This is a genomic window from Methylomagnum ishizawai, from assembly GCF_019670005.1.
In the GTDB taxonomy this organism is placed as follows: Bacteria; Pseudomonadota; Gammaproteobacteria; order Methylococcales; family Methylococcaceae; genus Methylomagnum; species Methylomagnum ishizawai.
Genome location: NZ_AP019783.1, coordinates 2,890,989 through 2,907,369 on the forward strand (window position 1 = coordinate 2,890,989; position 16,381 = coordinate 2,907,369).

The following is a 16,381-nucleotide window of genomic DNA, read 5'->3' on the forward strand; positions in this document are numbered from 1 at the left end:
ATGCGGAGGGCCGGCCCGGCGGGATGAGTGTAAAGGCCGATTGTGGCGGAATCATGGAGGATGGCGGGGCTGCCAGCCTTGTGCATGGTTGCGGGGGATTCTAACCGGATGGTCCGGTGCCCGCCAGTTCGGGCCACCAACGGCGGCGCGGTCCAAGCCCCGATCCAGGGGCTATCACCGCCGCGCCATCCCCTTCAAATGATCCGCCAACCGCAGCGCCAGCGCGATAATGGTCAAGGTGGGATTGGCGAAACCGCTGGTCGGAAACACCGAAGAACCCGCGATATAAATATTATCCAAACCATGAATCCGGCAGTTTTCATCCACCACGCCCCAGCGCGGATTCACATTCATGCGCGTCGTGCCCATATGATGGCCGGCCCCGCTCGCGCCATAAAGTATCTCCGGCTCGTCCTCGGGGATTTCCACCGCCATCCGGCCAAACCCGGAATGCTCCACCTCGGCGGCGATCAAGCGATGGGCCACGCCGATCCCCTGTTTATCCAAGGCCGAAATCCGCCAATCGATGGTGGCTTTACGCAAACCCAAGGCATCCCGTTGTTCCGAAAGCCGTATCCGGCTATCCGGATTGGGCACTTGCTCCACGAAATTGGATAAGCGATAGACCACCGGATACTTGGTCGGCGCGTGGGCCTGCACGAATTGCTTGAACAGTTTCCGGTATTTCTGGAAGGCCATCAGCGCCACGGTATCGAGGGCATCGATATCCATGATGTTCTTGCGGGCGTCATGGGCCAATTCGACCAGCTTATCGAATGCCGACGGGGTATTGATGGTGATTTCCGCGCGGAAATCGGGAATTTGATATTGCCTGACCACGGCTTCGGGCAAGGCCAAATGGCATTGCACCCAACCGGCGCGGGATTGCTGCGGCGCCCCGTAGATACACAAGGGCTGATGCCCGTTATGGGGCAATATCTTCCCGCTGCGATACCAGATATGCTCCATGAAAAACCGCCCGATCAAATCATGGTCGTTCCCCAACCCATTGTCCTGGATTTGATTCGAGAGCAGCAACAACCGGGCATTTTCCACGCCCCCCGCCGCCAGCACATAATGCTTGGCCCGCACCGCGAAGCGCCTACCGGTCAAGGTCCGCACCGCGACATCCCGGATGCGTGGCGCATCCCGGTCCCGGTTGATGGCGGCCACATTGGCGTAGATATAGGCGGTGATATTGGCGGCGTCCGCGATCTGCCCGCGATAATGGCTGCCGAAGCGCCGGGCATCGAATTTGGTCTGGCCCATATAGCGCGACATGACGGTCTCGACCTTATCCGCCGCGAACGGGAACAAGCCCAAGCCCAGTTCTCCGGCCACCTGGGCCGGATCGTGGTCGTTATCCCCCAAATCCAAGTATCGCTGGGCGCGGGCATAATAGGGCCGTATCTCCTCGATCCCGAAGGGCCAGCCACTATAGGGAATCCAGGGCACGCGCTCGAAATTGAGCGCCCGCAGCGGCACGCAATGCCCGCCCCAAAGATTGGTCGCCCCGCCGAAATACCGGGGCCGTAGAAACCGCAAACCATTATATCTGCGCCCCACATTATGGATGGCCTGTAGACGCTGGGTACGCCTGTCCACCTGTAGTCCGCCGCTTTCCAAGAGACAGATATTCATGCCGCTATGGGCGAATTCCAGGGCGATCATAATTCCCGCCGCCCCCGCCCCGATAATACAGATATCCGTTTCCACCAGCCTATCGTCGTCCATATCCCTGGCATCGATCATCATGGGTGTTATTCTGCTCGTTTGGATGTGTTATCGACTATTTCCGGTGAACACGCGCCGCATGGACCCGGAATCCCGCGCCATGTTATCGCAGCCCCCGCGTGGCCCGTCGATAGGGAATATCACTGATTTTGGCGGCCTGCCGCCCTCTTTCCGGGAAAACATCCCTCCGCGAGTCCGGCGTCCGACCCGGAATGGATCAAGGGCCGCGAGGCCGCACCCCGATGGACCCCATGCCCGCGAACCGTAGGCTGGAATCGTGGCATCTTTGTCTGTAAGCCGACACACCATCACGCTCCAACGGCATCCACCGTAAAGCCCAAAACGCTTGATCTATCAATGCCCCGCCCCTCAACGACGCGGATGGCACCGAATGTGCTTGAATCCCGCCAACAATCCCACCCGATATTGCTTGGAAAGCCACCCGCGCTGGCCGTCCCGCCCTTACAACCCCTCGTTGACCCCTGGATAGACCCGCTGGATTCGCCCAGATCCCCACGCTTGCCAAAAGCTGGGATGGATTAAACCCATAAGACATGAGTAAGAGCTATGCAAAATTTGAATTATTCGGAACTGACCCAATACGCGAAAGCGCTGGCGAATTTCACCCCGGAACAGGAGCGCGTGGTCATGGAATCGGGCGCATTGCTGAAACCCCATTTGGTCGAAGTCACCGAATCCTTCTACGACAAACTGCTGGCCATCCCGGAAACCCGTAGATTCCTGCAAGGGCGTACCGAACGCCTCAAAAACACCCATTTATCCTGGCTGGATAAAATATTCACCGGACCTTATGACAATGAATATACCGCCTATATGTACATGGTGGGTGTCATCCATGTCCGGGTGGATTTGCCGGTGGAATTCATGGCGGCGGGGATGACCTTGATCGCGGACGCCCTCTCCACCAAGCTGAACGCCCTCTACGGCGGCGACCATCGCCAATCCCGCGACACCATGGCGGCGATCAATGGGGTCTTGGGATATTCCCTCATCGTGATGCAAAAATCCTATCAATCCTCGATGGAGGAGCAGTTGCAGAAATTCCTGAAAATCACCGGCATCACCCGTGCGCTGTATCAAAACATGGCCCTGGCCTATAAAGGCGGCTGACGGGCGGGATCGGCCCGCCACCCCTGTCCCGGCACCGGAGGCTGGGTTATAGTGCGCGGCCTTTCCCCGAGGCCGCCCGACCGTGTCCGCCGATCCTCCCCCGAACATCCTGCGCCATGCCGCGTGGTTGACCCTGTCGCTGGCCGTCGGCCTGTACCCCGCCGCCTGGGGCCGGGACGACGATGACGACGGGGCCGGCCCCGCCCAGCCCGCCGCCAGGGCGGGTGGCGCGACGCCGACCACCGGCGGGGTGGACCTGGACGCCGGGCAAATCCAGCTTGCGGGGCTGGTGGTCGAGCCGCTACGGGCCGTGGCCTTCCAGCCGGAAACCGCCGCCTATGGCAAGGTGCTGGATATCCAGCCCTTACTGGAACTCCGGGTACGCCACCGGGCGGCGCGGGCCGAGGCCGAAGTCGCCGCCGCCGCGCTGGACTTGGCCCGGCGCAACCGCGAACGCCTGGGCACCTTGCACCGGGAGGACATCGTCGCCGAGCGCGAGTTGATCCACGCCGAGGCGCAATGGCAATCCGACCGCGCCAAAGCCGGGGCCGCCCTCCGCCTGTTGGACGAAATCCGCCACCAAGCCGAGCAAGCCTGGGGGGCCGCCGTGGCACGGCTGGCCCTGGACGAGGGTTCGACGCTGTTCGACGAGTTGTTGAGCCACCGCCGGGTGTTGCTCCTGGTCGCCCTGCCGCGGGGCTATGTCCTGCCACAGCGGGAAACGCCGCTGTTCATCGCCAAAGACGCCGAACGGGCCAAGGCGGTGCGGGCCTACCCAATCGCGCCCGCCACCCAGACCGACGACTTGGTGCAGGGGGAAACCTGGTTCTATCAGGCCGCCGATGCCTCCTTGCGTTCGGGGATGCGGGTCCAGGTCTGGGCACCCTTGGCCGGCACCCAGCTCAACGGGGTGGCGCTTCCGCTAACGGCGGTGGTGTGGCAGGGCGGGAAGCCTTGGGTTTATCGCCAGACCGGGCCGGGCCGTTTTGGCCGGGTGGAGGTCGCGGGCTACCGGGAGCATGGCGGGGCGTGGTTCGTGGAACGGGGCTTCGCGGCGGGCGACAGGATCGTCGTGACCGGGGCGCAGAGCTTGCTGTCGGAGGAATTCCGCGGCGGCATCCCGGACGAGGACGACGACTGAGACCCGGCCCGCGATGCTCTCCGCCATCGTCCGCTTTTCCGTGCATCGGCGCGGGCTGGTGCTGGCCCTGGCCCTGGTGTTGCTGGCCTATGGCGGCTTCGTCCTCAGCCGGGCCGGGCTGGATATCTTCCCGGAATTCTCCGCCCCCCGCGTGGTGGTCCAGACCGAAGCCCCCGGACTCACCGCCGAGCAAACCGAAACCCTGGTCACCCAGCGTATCGAAAAGCATCTGGCCGGACTGATCGGCCTCGAAACCCTCCGCTCCGAATCCATCCAGGGCTTGTCCGTGGTCACGGCCATCTTCCAAGATGGCAGCGATATCTACCGCGACCGGCAATTGGTGGGCGAACGCCTCGCCGCCCTGGCCGGGGAATTGCCCAGCGGCACGGGACCGCCGGTGGCCGTGCCGTTGTCGTCGTCTTCGGCCACGGTGCTGACCCTCGGACTCAAATCCAAAACCCACAGCCTGATGGAATTGCGCGACCTGGTGGATTGGACCCTGGCCCCCAGGCTGCTGGCGGTGCCGGGCGTGGCCGATGTCAATGTGTTCGGTGGCGAAGTCCGCCAATTGCAAATCCAACCCGACCCGGATCGTTTGCGCCGCTTCGGCCTCGGCATCGAGGACGTGGCGAACGCGGCGCGGCAGGCCACCGGCATGCCCGGCGCGGGCTTCGTCGAGAACGGCAACCAGCGCATCGCCCTGGCCGTGACCGGATTGCCCAGCGACGCCACCGCGCTCGGGCAGGTGGTCTTGGCCCGCAAGGACGGCGGCAACGTGACCCTGGCCGATATCGCCACCGTCAAAACCGCCGCCAAGCCGCCCATCGGTGCCGCCGCCATCGACGGCGAACCCGCCATCGTCCTCATGGTCATCGGCCAATACGGGGCCAACACCCTGAGCGTGTCGCGGGGCGTAGAGAACATCTTGGCGGCTGTCGCCCCGCTGTTCGCCCGGCAAGGGATCGATTTCCGCCCCCGGCTGTTCCGGCCGGCGGATTACATCGAACGTTCTTTGAGCAACCTGTCCGGGCATCTGCTGATCGGCGGGGCGCTGGTGGTCCTGGTGTTGTACGCCTTCTTGTTCGATGCCCGCACCGCCTTCATTTCCGCCGTGGCGATCCCGCTGTCGCTGCTCGCCGCCGTGGTGTTGCTGCTGGCCCTGGGCGTGAACCTCAACATCATGGTCTTGGGCGGGCTGGCCATCGCCCTGGGCGAGGTGGTGGACGACGCCATCATCGACACCGAGAACATCTTCCGCCGCCTGCGGGAAAACCGCCTGCGCGACCCGCCCAAACCCGCCTTCCGGGTGGTCTACGCCGCGTCGATGGAAGTGCGGGGCTCGGTGGTCTACGCCAGTTTCATCGTGGCCTTGGTGTTCCTGCCGCTGCTGGGCTTGGGCGGGGTGGCGGGGCGGCTGTTCGCGCCCCTGGGCTATGCCTATATCCTCGCCATCTTGATGTCGCTGTTGACGGCGCTCACGGTGACGCCCGCGCTGTGCTATTCCCTGTTGGAACACCGCGCCGGGGGCGGCACCCCGCCCCTGATCCGCTGGCTACAACCGCGCTATGGCGCTTTGCTCGGCGGGGTGGCGCGGCATCCGGCTCGGGCGATGTGGGGGGGCTTGGCGGTGTGCGGGCTGGCTTTGGCGCTGTCGCCGACGCTGGGCGGCGAATTCCTGCCCGAATTGCGGGAGGGGCATTACATCGTCCACACCGCCAGCCTGCCGGGCACTTCCCTGGCGGAATCGCTCCGCATCGGCGGGCAACTGCGGCGGCGGTTCGCGGAACTGCCCGAAGTGGTGTCGGTCTCGCAATGGGCGGGCCGGGCCGAGCGCGGGGCCGATACCTATGGCAGCCATTACAGCGAATACGAAGTCCACCTGAAACCCCTGTCCGGCGGTGAGCAAGGCGCGGTGCTGGAGCGGCTGCGGCGGATATTGAAGCACTTCCCCGGCATCCTGTTCGAGGCCAACACCTTCCTCGCCGAGCGGGTGGACGAGACCATTTCCGGCTATACCTCGCCCGTGGTGGTGAACCTATATGGCCACGACCTGGACCCACTGGACGCAGCGGCCCGCCGCCTCGCCGCCTTGATCCGAACCTTGCCCGGAGCCACCGATGTGCAGGTGCGTTCACCGCCCGGCACGCCGCTCCTGCAAGTCCGCCTGGACCGGGAGAAGCTGGCCGCCCATGGCCTGCGTCCCTTGGACGCCGCCGACGCCGTGCGGACGGCCATGCAGGGCCGGACGGTCGGCAGCTATTACCTGGACAACCGGACCTACGACGTGAGCGTCATCCTGCCACCGGAGGCGCGGGAACGGGTCGAAAGCGTGGCGCGCATCCCCTTGCGCAACCCCGAGGGCCTGTGGGTGGAACTGGGACAGGTCGCCGATATCCAGCAAGTCGGCGGGCGCTACAACATCCTGCACCGGGGCGGGCAGCGGGTGCAGACCGTGACCGCCCATGTCGAGGGGCGCGACGTGGTATCGTTCATGGAGGAATTGCGGGCGAAAGCCTTGGGCGAGTTGGAACTGCCGCCGGAGATTTACCCGGAATTCACCGGGGCCGCCATCGAGCAGGCCCAGGCGCGGGACGAACTGGTGTTGCATGCGTTGTTGGCGGGCGTGGGCGTGTTGCTGCTGATCCAGGCCGCCCTCGGGAACTTGCGGCTGACGCTGCTGACCCTCGCCAACCTGCCGTTCTCGCTGGCGGGCGGGGTGGCGGCGGCACTTTGGACGGGCGGCACCTTGTCGGTGGGGTCGATGGTGGGTTTCGTGACCCTGTTCGGGATCACGGTGCGGAACGCCATCATGCTGATCTCGCATTACCGGCACTTGGTGGAGGTGGAAGGCCATCCCTGGAATACCGCCACCGCCATCCGGGGCGCGCAGGAACGCCTGCCCTCGATCCTGATGACGGCCCTGGTCACGGCCCTCGCCATGCTGCCCATCGCGGTGAACAGCGATAATCCGGGGCGCGAGATCATGGGGCCGATGGCGGCGGTGATTATCGGCGGGCTGGTGTCCTCGACGGTGTTGAATCTGGTGTTGTTGCCGGTGGTGTTGGCGCGGTTCGGGCGGTTCGGGGAGGCGGGGGATGGGCGGCGGCGCGTGTAGAATGCGTCCGGGCGGAAATCGGGCGCGTGGTTTCCGACCGATGACGCGCACCTCTGAATTCACCGATATGGAAAGCCCGACGTGAAAGGCAATGAGCTTATCAAGAGATAATAGCCTTCCATGCCATTGTTTGGTAAGGACTTTTTCCGATCAATATCCACATCTGACGCAGCGCCGACAACTGGGTTTGTAACCCATGCCTAAATAACCATCCAAACCCATTCCTTATGTCCACACCCACCAGCCCCGCCCCCCACTACCTCATCGGCATCGACCTCGGCACCACCCACACCGTGGCCGCCTACGCGGAGCTGGCCCACGGCACGCCCGCCAAGCTCGAACTCTTCCCCATCGAACAATCCATCAAGCCCGGACAAGTCGCCGCCCGCCCGCTCCTGCCCTCGGCCCGCTACCACGCCGCGCCCGCCGAACTGTCGGACACCGACACCGCCCTGCCCTGGCCCCCCACCGAAACCCCCGCCGACCACCGCCCCGTGGTCGGCGAACTGGCGCGGCTCCTGGGAGCCAAAAGCCGGGGCCGCCTCATCATGAGCGCCAAAAGCTGGCTATCCCACGCCGGAGCCGACCGCACCGCCGCCATCCTGCCCTGGGGCGCACCGGAAGACGTGGCCAAGATTTCCCCGGTGGACGCCAGCGCCAGCTATCTGCGCCATGTCCGCTCGGCCTGGAACTCCCGCCACCCCGAAGCCCCCTTGGAACGGCAAGACCTGGTCGTCACCGTCCCCGCCTCCTTCGACGAAGCCGCCCGCGCCCTGACCCTGGAAGCCGCCCGGCTCGCCGGTCTCCCCAAGCTGCGCCTGCTGGAAGAACCCCAGGCCGTCTGCTACGACTGGCTGTGGCAACACCGCAAGACCCTCAAAAAGGAACTCGACGGCGTGCGGCTGCTGCTGGTCTGCGACGTGGGCGGCGGCACCACCGACCTGACCCTCATCAAGGTCGAACCGGGCGAGGACGAACCCAAGCTGACCCGTATCGCGGTCGGCAACCATCTCATGCTGGGCGGCGACAACATCGACCTGACCCTCGCCCATCTCGCCGAACAACGGATGCTGGGCGGGGATAAACGCCTGTCCTCCGCCGAACTCTCGCAACTGGTCGAGCAATGCCGCCTCGCCAAGGAACGCCTCCTGGCCGACGACGCCCCGGACACCGCCACCGTCACCCTGCTCGGCGCGGGTTCCCGCCTGATCGGCGCGGCGCGTTCGGTCGAACTCGACCGCGACGAGGTCCACCGCCTGGTGTTGGACGGCTTTTTCCCCCGCGTGGGGCTGCACGAATATCCCGACCGCAAGCGCAGCGGCGTGGTGGAATTCGGCCTGCCCTACGCCGCCGACCCCGCCATCAGCAAGCACCTCGCCGCCTTCCTCAGCCAGCACCGGACCACGGCGGCGGAAGCCCTGGGTTCCGATAGCGCAACGCCGGTACCCGACGCCCTGCTACTGAATGGCGGCGTATTCCGCAGCCCGGTCATCGTGCGGCGCATCGTCGAGCAAATGGCCGCATGGGGCGGCACAGCGCCCAAAGTCCTACGCAACGAACGGCCCGACCAAGCTGTGGCCTATGGCGCGGTGGCCTATGGTTTGGCCCGGCGCGGCCACGCCATCCAGCGCATCGGCGGCGGCTCGGCCCGCAGTTATTTCCTGTTGGTGGATACGGGCGCGGACCAAGCCCAACGCGGCGTTTGCATCCTGCCGCGTGGCACCGAAGAAGGCCGCGAAGTGGTGTTGGCCGAGCGCACGTTCTCGTTAAGGCTGGGCCAGCCGGTGCGGTTCCATCTGGCCTCGTCCGCCGGGGATATGCGCTATCAGCCGGGCGAATTGGCCGAGATCGACGAGGAACGCTTCCAGAACCTCCCGCCGCTGGCCGTGGCCTTCGACCGCGACAGCGCTTTAGGTAACAAGGAACAAGCCGTCCGCATCGCCGCCGCGCTGACCGAAATCGGCACCCTCGACCTGCAATGCGTGGCGGTGGACGACCCCGAACGGCGCTGGAACATCGAATTCCAACTGCGCCGGGGCGCGGCCCAGCCGGTGCTGGAAGCCCGCCGCCATCCGCGCTTGGACGAGGCCTTGGAAAAAATCCGGCTGGTGTTCGGCAAGAGGACCAAGACCGCCGATCCCAAGGCCATCAAGGGCTTGCGCGGCGAACTGGAAAAAAGTCTGGGCGGTCGCGGCGATTGGGAGACGCCTTTATTGCGGGAATTGTTCGGCGCCCTGCTGGAAGGTTTGCCGCACCGCCGCCGCAGCGCCGACCACGAGCGGGTCTGGCTCAGCCTGGTGGGCTATTGCCTGCGGCCCGGCTTCGGCTACCCGCTGGACGATTGGCGGGTGGAGCAGGTGTTCGCCGTCTACGGGCAGGGCTTGCAGTTCGTCAACGAGCCGCAGAACTGGGCCGAATGGTGGACCCTGTGGCGTCGCATCGCCGGCGGCCTGGACGAAACGGCGCAGACCACGGTATTCCACGACCTGGCCGAGATCATCAACCCGGACACCGCCAAGCGCGGCAACAACGCCACCCTGGCGAAGAAGCGCGGCTACGAGGACATGGTGCGGCTGGCGGCGGTGTTGGAACGCCTGCCCGCCGCCAACAAAGCCGAACTCGGCGGTTGGCTGCTGCACCGGCTGGAAAAATCCAGCGAACCCATGGAAAGCTGGTGGGCCTTGGGCCGCATCGGTGCCCGCGTGCCCTTCCACGGCAGCGCCCACAACGTGGTGCCGGTGGCGACGGTGGAACATTGGCTCGCGGCGACCATGGGCCGCGATTTCAGGAAGGAACCGCATCCCGGCTTCGCCGCGGCGCTCTTGGGCCGGATGAGCGGCGACCGCGAACGCGACCTGGACCCCGCCGTCCGGCAACGGCTGATCGACAAGCTCCGCGCCGCCAAGGCACCGGAATCCTGGATCGCGATGGTGTCCGAGGTGAAGGAATTGACCGAGGCCGACGAGCAGCGGATTTTCGGCGAGGCCTTGCCACCCGGTTTGAAGCTGATCGGCTAGGCCCAGCCGTAGGGTGGGCATGTACCCATGCCCGCCGCTTCCGGGCCATCCCGGTGGGCACGGAATACGTGCCCACCCTGCGGACTCCGGTCGCCCACAAAAAACGCCCGCGGTTTCCCGGCGGGCGTCGCGTTCCGGTCGGGGCCGGATCACTTCTTGAAGTTGTTCACCACCACCGTGCCCCCGGAAATCACCAAATCCGGGTATTCCAGGATTTTGAAGCGTTCGAAGGCGTTGCCGCGCACGGCGATCATATCGGCGGGCGCGTCGGGCGTCAGGGTGCCCAGCTTGGCAATCCCGAGGTTCTCGCCGGCCCTGGAGGTCGCCGCCTTGAACACGTTCAGCACGTCGGCGAAGTCGATGCCATCGCCGCTGGTCAGGTGCAGCATGAGATGCATTTCCTCGCCGTTCGCCCCCCAGGGCACGTTGTCGTGGCCGATCTCGGAGCCATAGATGTAGCGGTCGTACAATCCATGTTCCTCCATGGCGTGGGTCAGGGTGTGGGCATTGGCGAAGATGCCCGCGCAGGAGGAGAGCGTGTCGAGGGTGGTCACGAACCGCATATCGGCATGGACGGCGTCGTGCAGGGTGGTTTCGTCGATGGCCGCGCAGGGGATATGGGCCAATTCATCGACCCCGCCATCGATGGCGGTCCTGAGTCCCGCCGCCTCGCCGACATGGGCCGCCACCCGCTTGCCGAGCCTATGGGCCTCGCTGGTGATCGCCCGCACGGTCGCCACGTCCAGCACCGGCCAGGGGGTCGCCGGGACGCCGCCGCCATGGTCGTTCATCCAGGGCGCTCCCGGCTCGCCGCCCGGTTCCAGCGCGATCTTGATGACCGCCGCGCCGCCCGCCACCAATTGCCGAACCACCGTCCGGGCCTGCTTGGTGGAAGCCACCTCGATACCGATCTTGTCCAGCCCGCCGGTCCCGCCGAAGATGTTCAGCGGATAGCCGCCCGGTGCCTGGATGATGGGACCGGCGCTGACCAGCCGGAGCGCGCCATCCCCGCCCTGCGGCGGCAACAGCGGCCCGCCCACGTCGCGCACGGTGGTGACGCCATGCTTCAGCACCACCAGCGGATCGACGTTTTGATAGGTCAGATGCGCGTGCGATTCGATGATGCCGGGCAACAAGGTGGCATCGCCCAGTCTGATCCGCTTCGCGCACTGGGATTTGAGGCTATTGAAAGCGCCGACCTGGGCGACTTTCCCATCCTTCGTCAACACCGCCGTATCCATCAGCAAATCGTAGCCGTCGAACACCCGGTCGGCGGTCACGATCATGCAGCTTTCCGCCGCCACCGCCCCGCCGCCCAATCCCTGCCACAGCAGCGCCGCCGCCGCCCAACGCTTGAAACCACGCCCCCAATGCTTGGAACCCATTGAATCCTCCTAAAACTCGTGTATTGATGTATCGACGATGGAACGCTGGGCCGATCATGGGGACCGCCCGGCGGAACACGGGTCTAAGCACACGCCAAGCCAAACCCCGGAGGCCGGGATTCAACGGCCATCCGCCCCGTCCCGGCCTCCGATATAACGGATATCGCGGCAGGACATACGCCATAAGACACACCCCGGCGTTCCCCTGCCCAGCCCCCGGATTCAGCCGTCATTCAGCCAGTTCCGCCTAAGCTATGCCCCGTCCATCCACCCAAGGAGCAAGCCCATGCGCGAACTCATCGTCCTGGCCACCCTCGCCGTCCTGGCCACGGCTCCCACGGCCCATGCCGACGGCGAGGGTTGGCGCTGGGAACACGAGCCTCACCACCACCATCATCATCATCACCACCACCACGGCTGGGGCCGGGCCTACTACCCGCCACCGCCGGCTTACTATCCGCCGCCCCCGGTGGTCGTCGAACGCTATTACGCGCCCCCGCCACCCCGCGTCATCTACCGGGAAGTGCCGGTCTACCGCCAGCCCATGGCCTATCCGCGCCATCATGGGCGGGTCTCCGAAACCGTGCCCATGGTCGCGGGCGGCATCCTCGGCGGCGCCATCGGCAACCAAATGGGGCGTGGCGACCCGGTGGCGACCATCGGCGGCGCGGTCCTGGGGACGGTCATCGGCCATGAGGCCGCCGAGTGAGCGGGCCGGGGCTAGTCCGGACGGGGATGGGTAGGCGGATAAGGCATGGGATCGCACACCATGCCTTCCCGCGCCTGGAAACAGGATTGGAACAGGCCGGCAAAAAACCCCTCCCCTTTCTGCAAATAGCCCTGATACCAACCCATCCAATGGCTGCCGCCCACTTCTTGCTTACCTAGCGCCTCGGCGGCCAGGATCGCCTTGCCGCCATTGATGGTTTTCTTCCGCAAATGCTCGGCGGACCGGATTCGGAACTCCCGATAATGCCCGCCCAAACCATAACCGCTCAAATAAGCCACCGCCCCGCCCCCCGCCACGGAGAGACTATGGTTGCCCTGGGAGATGATATATTTAGGGTCGGCCCTGAGCGCCACCTTGGCGGATACCGGATTGACCGGGGTGCGATATCCCATCCAGTCGAACAATGGGGTCCCTTCCACCGCCGGCTCCCCCCGGACCGGCATATAGAAACTCTTGGGGAAAACCACGGCATCGACCGCCTCGGGCACGCCGGCCAGCATGGCCTCCAAAGGCCGTTCCAGGCAGAGGAACTCATCGGCGTCCACCGGAAATACCCAGCGCAATTCCGGCCAGACCGCGCAGGCCAAGCGGAAGGCCCCGGTGGTGAATTCCGATTGCAAATGCGCGACCACCGGGTCTTCGATGATAATCACCACCGCATCGGCGAACCGCTGTTTGAATGCCTCGACCGCCGCCCGGCTGCCATCGGTGGAGCCATTATCGATCAGCACGAATTTCCGAAATCCCAACGCATAATGCCAATCCAGGTTCAAGCCGATGATATCCTCTTCGTCCTTGATCATGGATACCCAAGCGATATAGGGGATCGGTTCCGCCGTGAATAGAAGCTCGTGCTTCCGTTGCAAATCCCTGCCGCGCAAATCGACCTGTAGGGTGCGGTACCAATCCAGGCGGTTGGCGTCCTCCTGCTTGAGTATCAGGGGACTGGTGCCCAGTTCGTATCGGCGTTCCCGGTCGAAATAGGCATGGAGGGCCAACCCTTCGCGGACGGCGATGGCAGGGGGCCAAGCCCATTCCTGGTAGAAAAAACCATGTTTTCCATTCCCGATCTTGGTCTTGCGCAAATCCTCGCGGAATATATCGGCATCGGCCTTGCCCAAAAGATGGGCACCGACATAGAGATATACCGGCACCGGCTTATCGAGTTCTTCCGGGTCCATCGCCCAGCCGCAGATTTTACCGTCGAGGGAAATACCATCCAGCCGTCCCGCCAAGCGCCGATAGCGCAAATCGCGGGCATTGCCCAGCAAGGCATCGATAGCGGCCTGATCCAAGCAAGCCGGGCTATTTTCCAACTCGCGGGTTCCTTGTTCATCGAAATAGGCATGGACCTTATCGCCGGGCCGCCACTGGGCCAATACTTTAAGCGGGGGAATCCAGCCAAAACCCAGGGCTTGCCGGGACCGGCCAGCGCTTTCTATATCGGGCCGGGGATGGACCGCCGAAACGCTTGCCAGCAAGCGTTGCCCGGCGTAGAGATAGATCGTCTTTTGTGCCTTGGCATCCCCAGAGCCCTCCACCCAACCATAAATCACCCCTTGGGAATGTATCCCCTCGAATACCCCTTTTTCCAACACAACCCCCTATTATGGTGACGATTATACAACCGGCCAGCGATAGGCCCACCGACTACTTCATCGAAGCCTGGGCCAAACCTCCGCCGCCGGGTTTTCATTTATAACAACAGCCGGGATAATCTATCATATCCCGGCCCACCGGGTTTTTCCTTCCCCATTGCCGACCACCGCCCATGCGCCTCCTCATCATCGAAGACGAAACCGAACTCCGCACCCAACTCCGCTCGGGGCTGCAAGCCCAGGGCTACGCCGTGGACGCCGCCGCCGACGGCCAGGAGGGCCATTATCTCGGCACCGAATACCCCTTCGATCTCGCCATCGTCGATCTGGGCCTGCCGATCTTGCCGGGGATCGAAGTGGTCCGGCGCTGGCGGGCGCGGGGCATCGCCTTTCCGGTCCTGATCCTCACCGCCCAGGGCCGTTGGCAAGACAAGGTCGAGGGCTTGAACGCCGGGGCCGACGATTATCTGGTCAAGCCGTTCCAGTTCGAGGAACTCCTGGCGCGGATCAAGGCGCTGCTGCGGCGGGCGGCGGGCGTGGCCCAGTCCAGCCTGCGCTGCGGTCCCGTCGCGCTGGATTTGGCGAGCCAGCGGGTCGAATCCGAAGGCCACCCGGTCGAACTCACCGCCCAGGAATACAAGCTGCTGGAATATCTGATGCTCCATACCGGCGAAGTGGTGTCCAAGACCACCCTGACCGAACATCTCTACGACCAGGATTTCGATCTCGATAGCAATGTGATCGAAGTGTTCGTGGCCCGGCTGCGCAAGAAGCTCGACCCCGACAACCGCCTCAAGCCCATCGAAACCCTCAGGGGCCGGGGCTACCGCTTCACCTTGGCCCGCGGCTGATGGGCTATTCGCTGCAAGCGCGGGCCTTGCTGTTCGCCAGCCTGGCCCTGGCGGCGTTCCTGGGACTCACGGGCTTGGTGCTGGACGAAGCCTTCGGCGACAGCGCCGAGGCGGTCATGCGCGACCGGCTGCGCGGCTATGGCGAACCGCTCAAGGCCAGCATCGAAAAAGACCACCTCGACGCCCTCAAAACCCTGCCGCAAACCCTCAACGACCGCTTCGTCCAGCCCGGTTCCGGCCTGTACGCCACCCTGGTGCGGCAAACCGACCAGAAGCGCGAATGGTTGTCGGATTCGGCCCAGAACCTCGACATTCCCTGGCCACCGCTGCCCGGCTATTGGACCGCCCGGCTCGACCCCATCCAACTCGCCAACGGCACCCAGCTCCATGTGCTGAGCCTCCGGGTGGATTACGCCACCGCCAAGAACCGCGCCCCCATCGCCCACATCCTCCAGGTCGCCGAAACCCTGGACGACAAGGAAAGCTACTACTACGGGCGGATGAACCAAGTCCGGCGCGACCTGTGGCGCTGGTTCGGCGGCGCGGCCTTGCTGCTGCTGTTGTTGCAAGCCTTGATCCTGCGGCGCTGTTTCGCGCCCTTGCGGCGGGTGGCGGCGGATATCCGGCGGATCGAGGCGGGCCGGGCCGAGCGGCTGACCGGCTTCTACCCACGCGAATTGCACGGACTCACCGGCAACCTCAACGCCCTGTTGGACCAGGCCGAGTCGCACCTCGCCCGCTACCGCGATGCGCTGGGCGACCTCGCCCACAGCCTGAAAACCCCGTTGGCCGTGCTGCGCGGCAGCTTCGACGCGCCCCAGGAGGATGCCAAGACGGTGGCCCTGGAACAGATCGAGCGCATGAACCGCATCGTCGAATACCAGTTGAAGCGCGCCGCCGCCGCCGGGCGCAGCCCCCTGGCCCCGCCGGTTCCCGTGGCCGACAAGGCCCGGCAATTGGTCGCCGCCTTGAACAAGGTCTATGCCGACAAGGGCGTGGTTTGCGAAAGCCGGATCGATCCCGGCTTGATGTTCCGGGGCGACGAGGGGGATTTGCTGGAAATCCTCGGCAACCTGACCGAGAACGCCTACAAATGGGCGCGGAACCGGGTGGCTCTGGGTGCCCGGCACGGGGAGGATGGCTTGGAAATCACGGTCGAGGACGACGGCCCCGGCATCCCGCCCGCGGTGGCCGAGCGCCTCCTGAAACGTGGCGAGCGGGCCGACCCCGCGGTGCCGGGGCATGGGCTGGGGCTGGCCATCGTCCATTCCATCGTCAAAACCTATGGCGGACGGTTGGAACTGGGGCGCAGCCCCCTGGGCGGGGCCGCCATCGCGGTGAAGGCGCTGGGCTGAACCGGCCCGCCCGCGCCCGCGACGCGGGCTATTTCTGCTTCATTTCCTTCTTCAATTCCTGCAAGGCCTTGGCGCAACCGACCGACATCGATTCCTTCTGCGCCATCAGGCATTCCTTGATGCGCCCGCCGCCCGGCTCGACATTGGGGCAGAGCCGTTCCACATCGGCCTTGCAATAGGTACGCAGGGCTTGGACCTCATGGGGGTCCAGGCCTTGGGCGACGGCCGGTGCCGACGGCACCAGCAGGGCGGCGGACGCGAACAATACGGCGCGTAGGATCATAGCTTGCCTCCTGGGGGATGATTGGATGGAAACGGCTCTGG

At 65.0% G+C, this 16,381-nt stretch carries 11 protein-coding genes; 7 read left to right on the forward strand and 4 right to left on the reverse strand.

Annotated elements, in window-relative coordinates; translation table 11 throughout:
• Positions 1 to 174 precede the first annotated feature (174 nt).
• Positions 175 to 1,755 carry a GMC oxidoreductase gene (locus K5658_RS13185; RefSeq protein WP_221063591.1) on the reverse strand — a complete coding sequence of 527 codons (1,581 nt, stop codon included), beginning with the start codon at positions 1,753 to 1,755 and terminating at the stop codon, positions 175 to 177.
• A gap of 546 nt (positions 1,756 to 2,301) precedes the next feature.
• Here K5658_RS13185 and K5658_RS13190 point away from each other — a divergent pair.
• From K5658_RS13190 to K5658_RS13205, 4 genes are all read left to right on the forward strand, one after another.
• The gene (locus K5658_RS13190; protein WP_221063592.1) at positions 2,302 to 2,865 is read left to right on the forward strand and encodes a protoglobin domain-containing protein; all 564 of its coding nucleotides are present in this window, start codon (positions 2,302 to 2,304) and stop codon (positions 2,863 to 2,865) included.
• 82 nt (positions 2,866 to 2,947) lie between these two features.
• Positions 2,948 to 4,006, forward strand: a complete 1,059-nt coding sequence (locus tag K5658_RS13195; protein WP_221063593.1) for an efflux RND transporter periplasmic adaptor subunit — start codon at positions 2,948 to 2,950, stop codon at positions 4,004 to 4,006.
• Between the two features lie 13 nt (positions 4,007 to 4,019).
• Complete coding sequence (locus tag K5658_RS13200) at positions 4,020 to 7,121, forward strand: efflux RND transporter permease subunit (protein WP_221063594.1); 3,102 nt, start codon at positions 4,020 to 4,022, stop codon at positions 7,119 to 7,121.
• A gap of 227 nt (positions 7,122 to 7,348) precedes the next feature.
• Positions 7,349 to 10,138: an Hsp70 family protein gene (locus tag K5658_RS13205; RefSeq protein ID WP_221063595.1), complete on the forward strand. Its 2,790-nt coding sequence runs from the start codon at positions 7,349 to 7,351 to the stop codon at positions 10,136 to 10,138.
• 149 nt (positions 10,139 to 10,287) lie between these two features.
• Here the strand turns inward: K5658_RS13205 and K5658_RS13210 are convergent, their stop codons facing one another.
• Positions 10,288 to 11,523, reverse strand: coding sequence for an amidohydrolase family protein (locus tag K5658_RS13210; RefSeq protein WP_221063596.1), 1,236 nt, complete (start codon positions 11,521 to 11,523; stop codon positions 10,288 to 10,290).
• A 286-nt stretch (positions 11,524 to 11,809) separates the two neighbouring features.
• Here K5658_RS13210 and K5658_RS13215 point away from each other — a divergent pair, with 286 nt between their 5' ends.
• Positions 11,810 to 12,232, forward strand: coding sequence for a glycine zipper 2TM domain-containing protein (locus K5658_RS13215; protein WP_221063597.1), 423 nt, complete (start codon positions 11,810 to 11,812; stop codon positions 12,230 to 12,232).
• 11 nt (positions 12,233 to 12,243) lie between these two features.
• On the opposite strand, the gene K5658_RS13220 is transcribed toward K5658_RS13215, so the two are convergent.
• Positions 12,244 to 13,848 (reverse strand): glycosyltransferase family 2 protein, encoded by a 1,605-nt coding sequence (locus tag K5658_RS13220; RefSeq protein WP_221063598.1) that lies wholly within the window; start codon positions 13,846 to 13,848, stop codon positions 12,244 to 12,246.
• Positions 13,849 to 14,024: 176 nt separating this feature from the next.
• Between K5658_RS13220 and K5658_RS13225 the strand changes: the two genes are divergently transcribed.
• Positions 14,025 to 14,702, forward strand: coding sequence for a response regulator transcription factor (locus K5658_RS13225; RefSeq protein ID WP_221063599.1), 678 nt, complete (start codon positions 14,025 to 14,027; stop codon positions 14,700 to 14,702).
• Positions 14,702 to 16,057, forward strand: a complete 1,356-nt coding sequence (locus tag K5658_RS13230) for an ATP-binding protein (protein WP_221063600.1) — start codon at positions 14,702 to 14,704, stop codon at positions 16,055 to 16,057. Before K5658_RS13225 ends, K5658_RS13230 begins: the two co-directional genes overlap by 1 nt.
• A gap of 28 nt (positions 16,058 to 16,085) precedes the next feature.
• Here K5658_RS13230 and K5658_RS23580 read toward each other — a convergent pair whose 3' ends face one another.
• On the reverse strand, positions 16,086 to 16,340 hold the full coding sequence (locus K5658_RS23580; protein ID WP_246628442.1) for a cysteine rich repeat-containing protein: 255 nt from the start codon (positions 16,338 to 16,340) through the stop codon (positions 16,086 to 16,088).
• Positions 16,341 to 16,381: the final 41 nt, after the last annotated feature.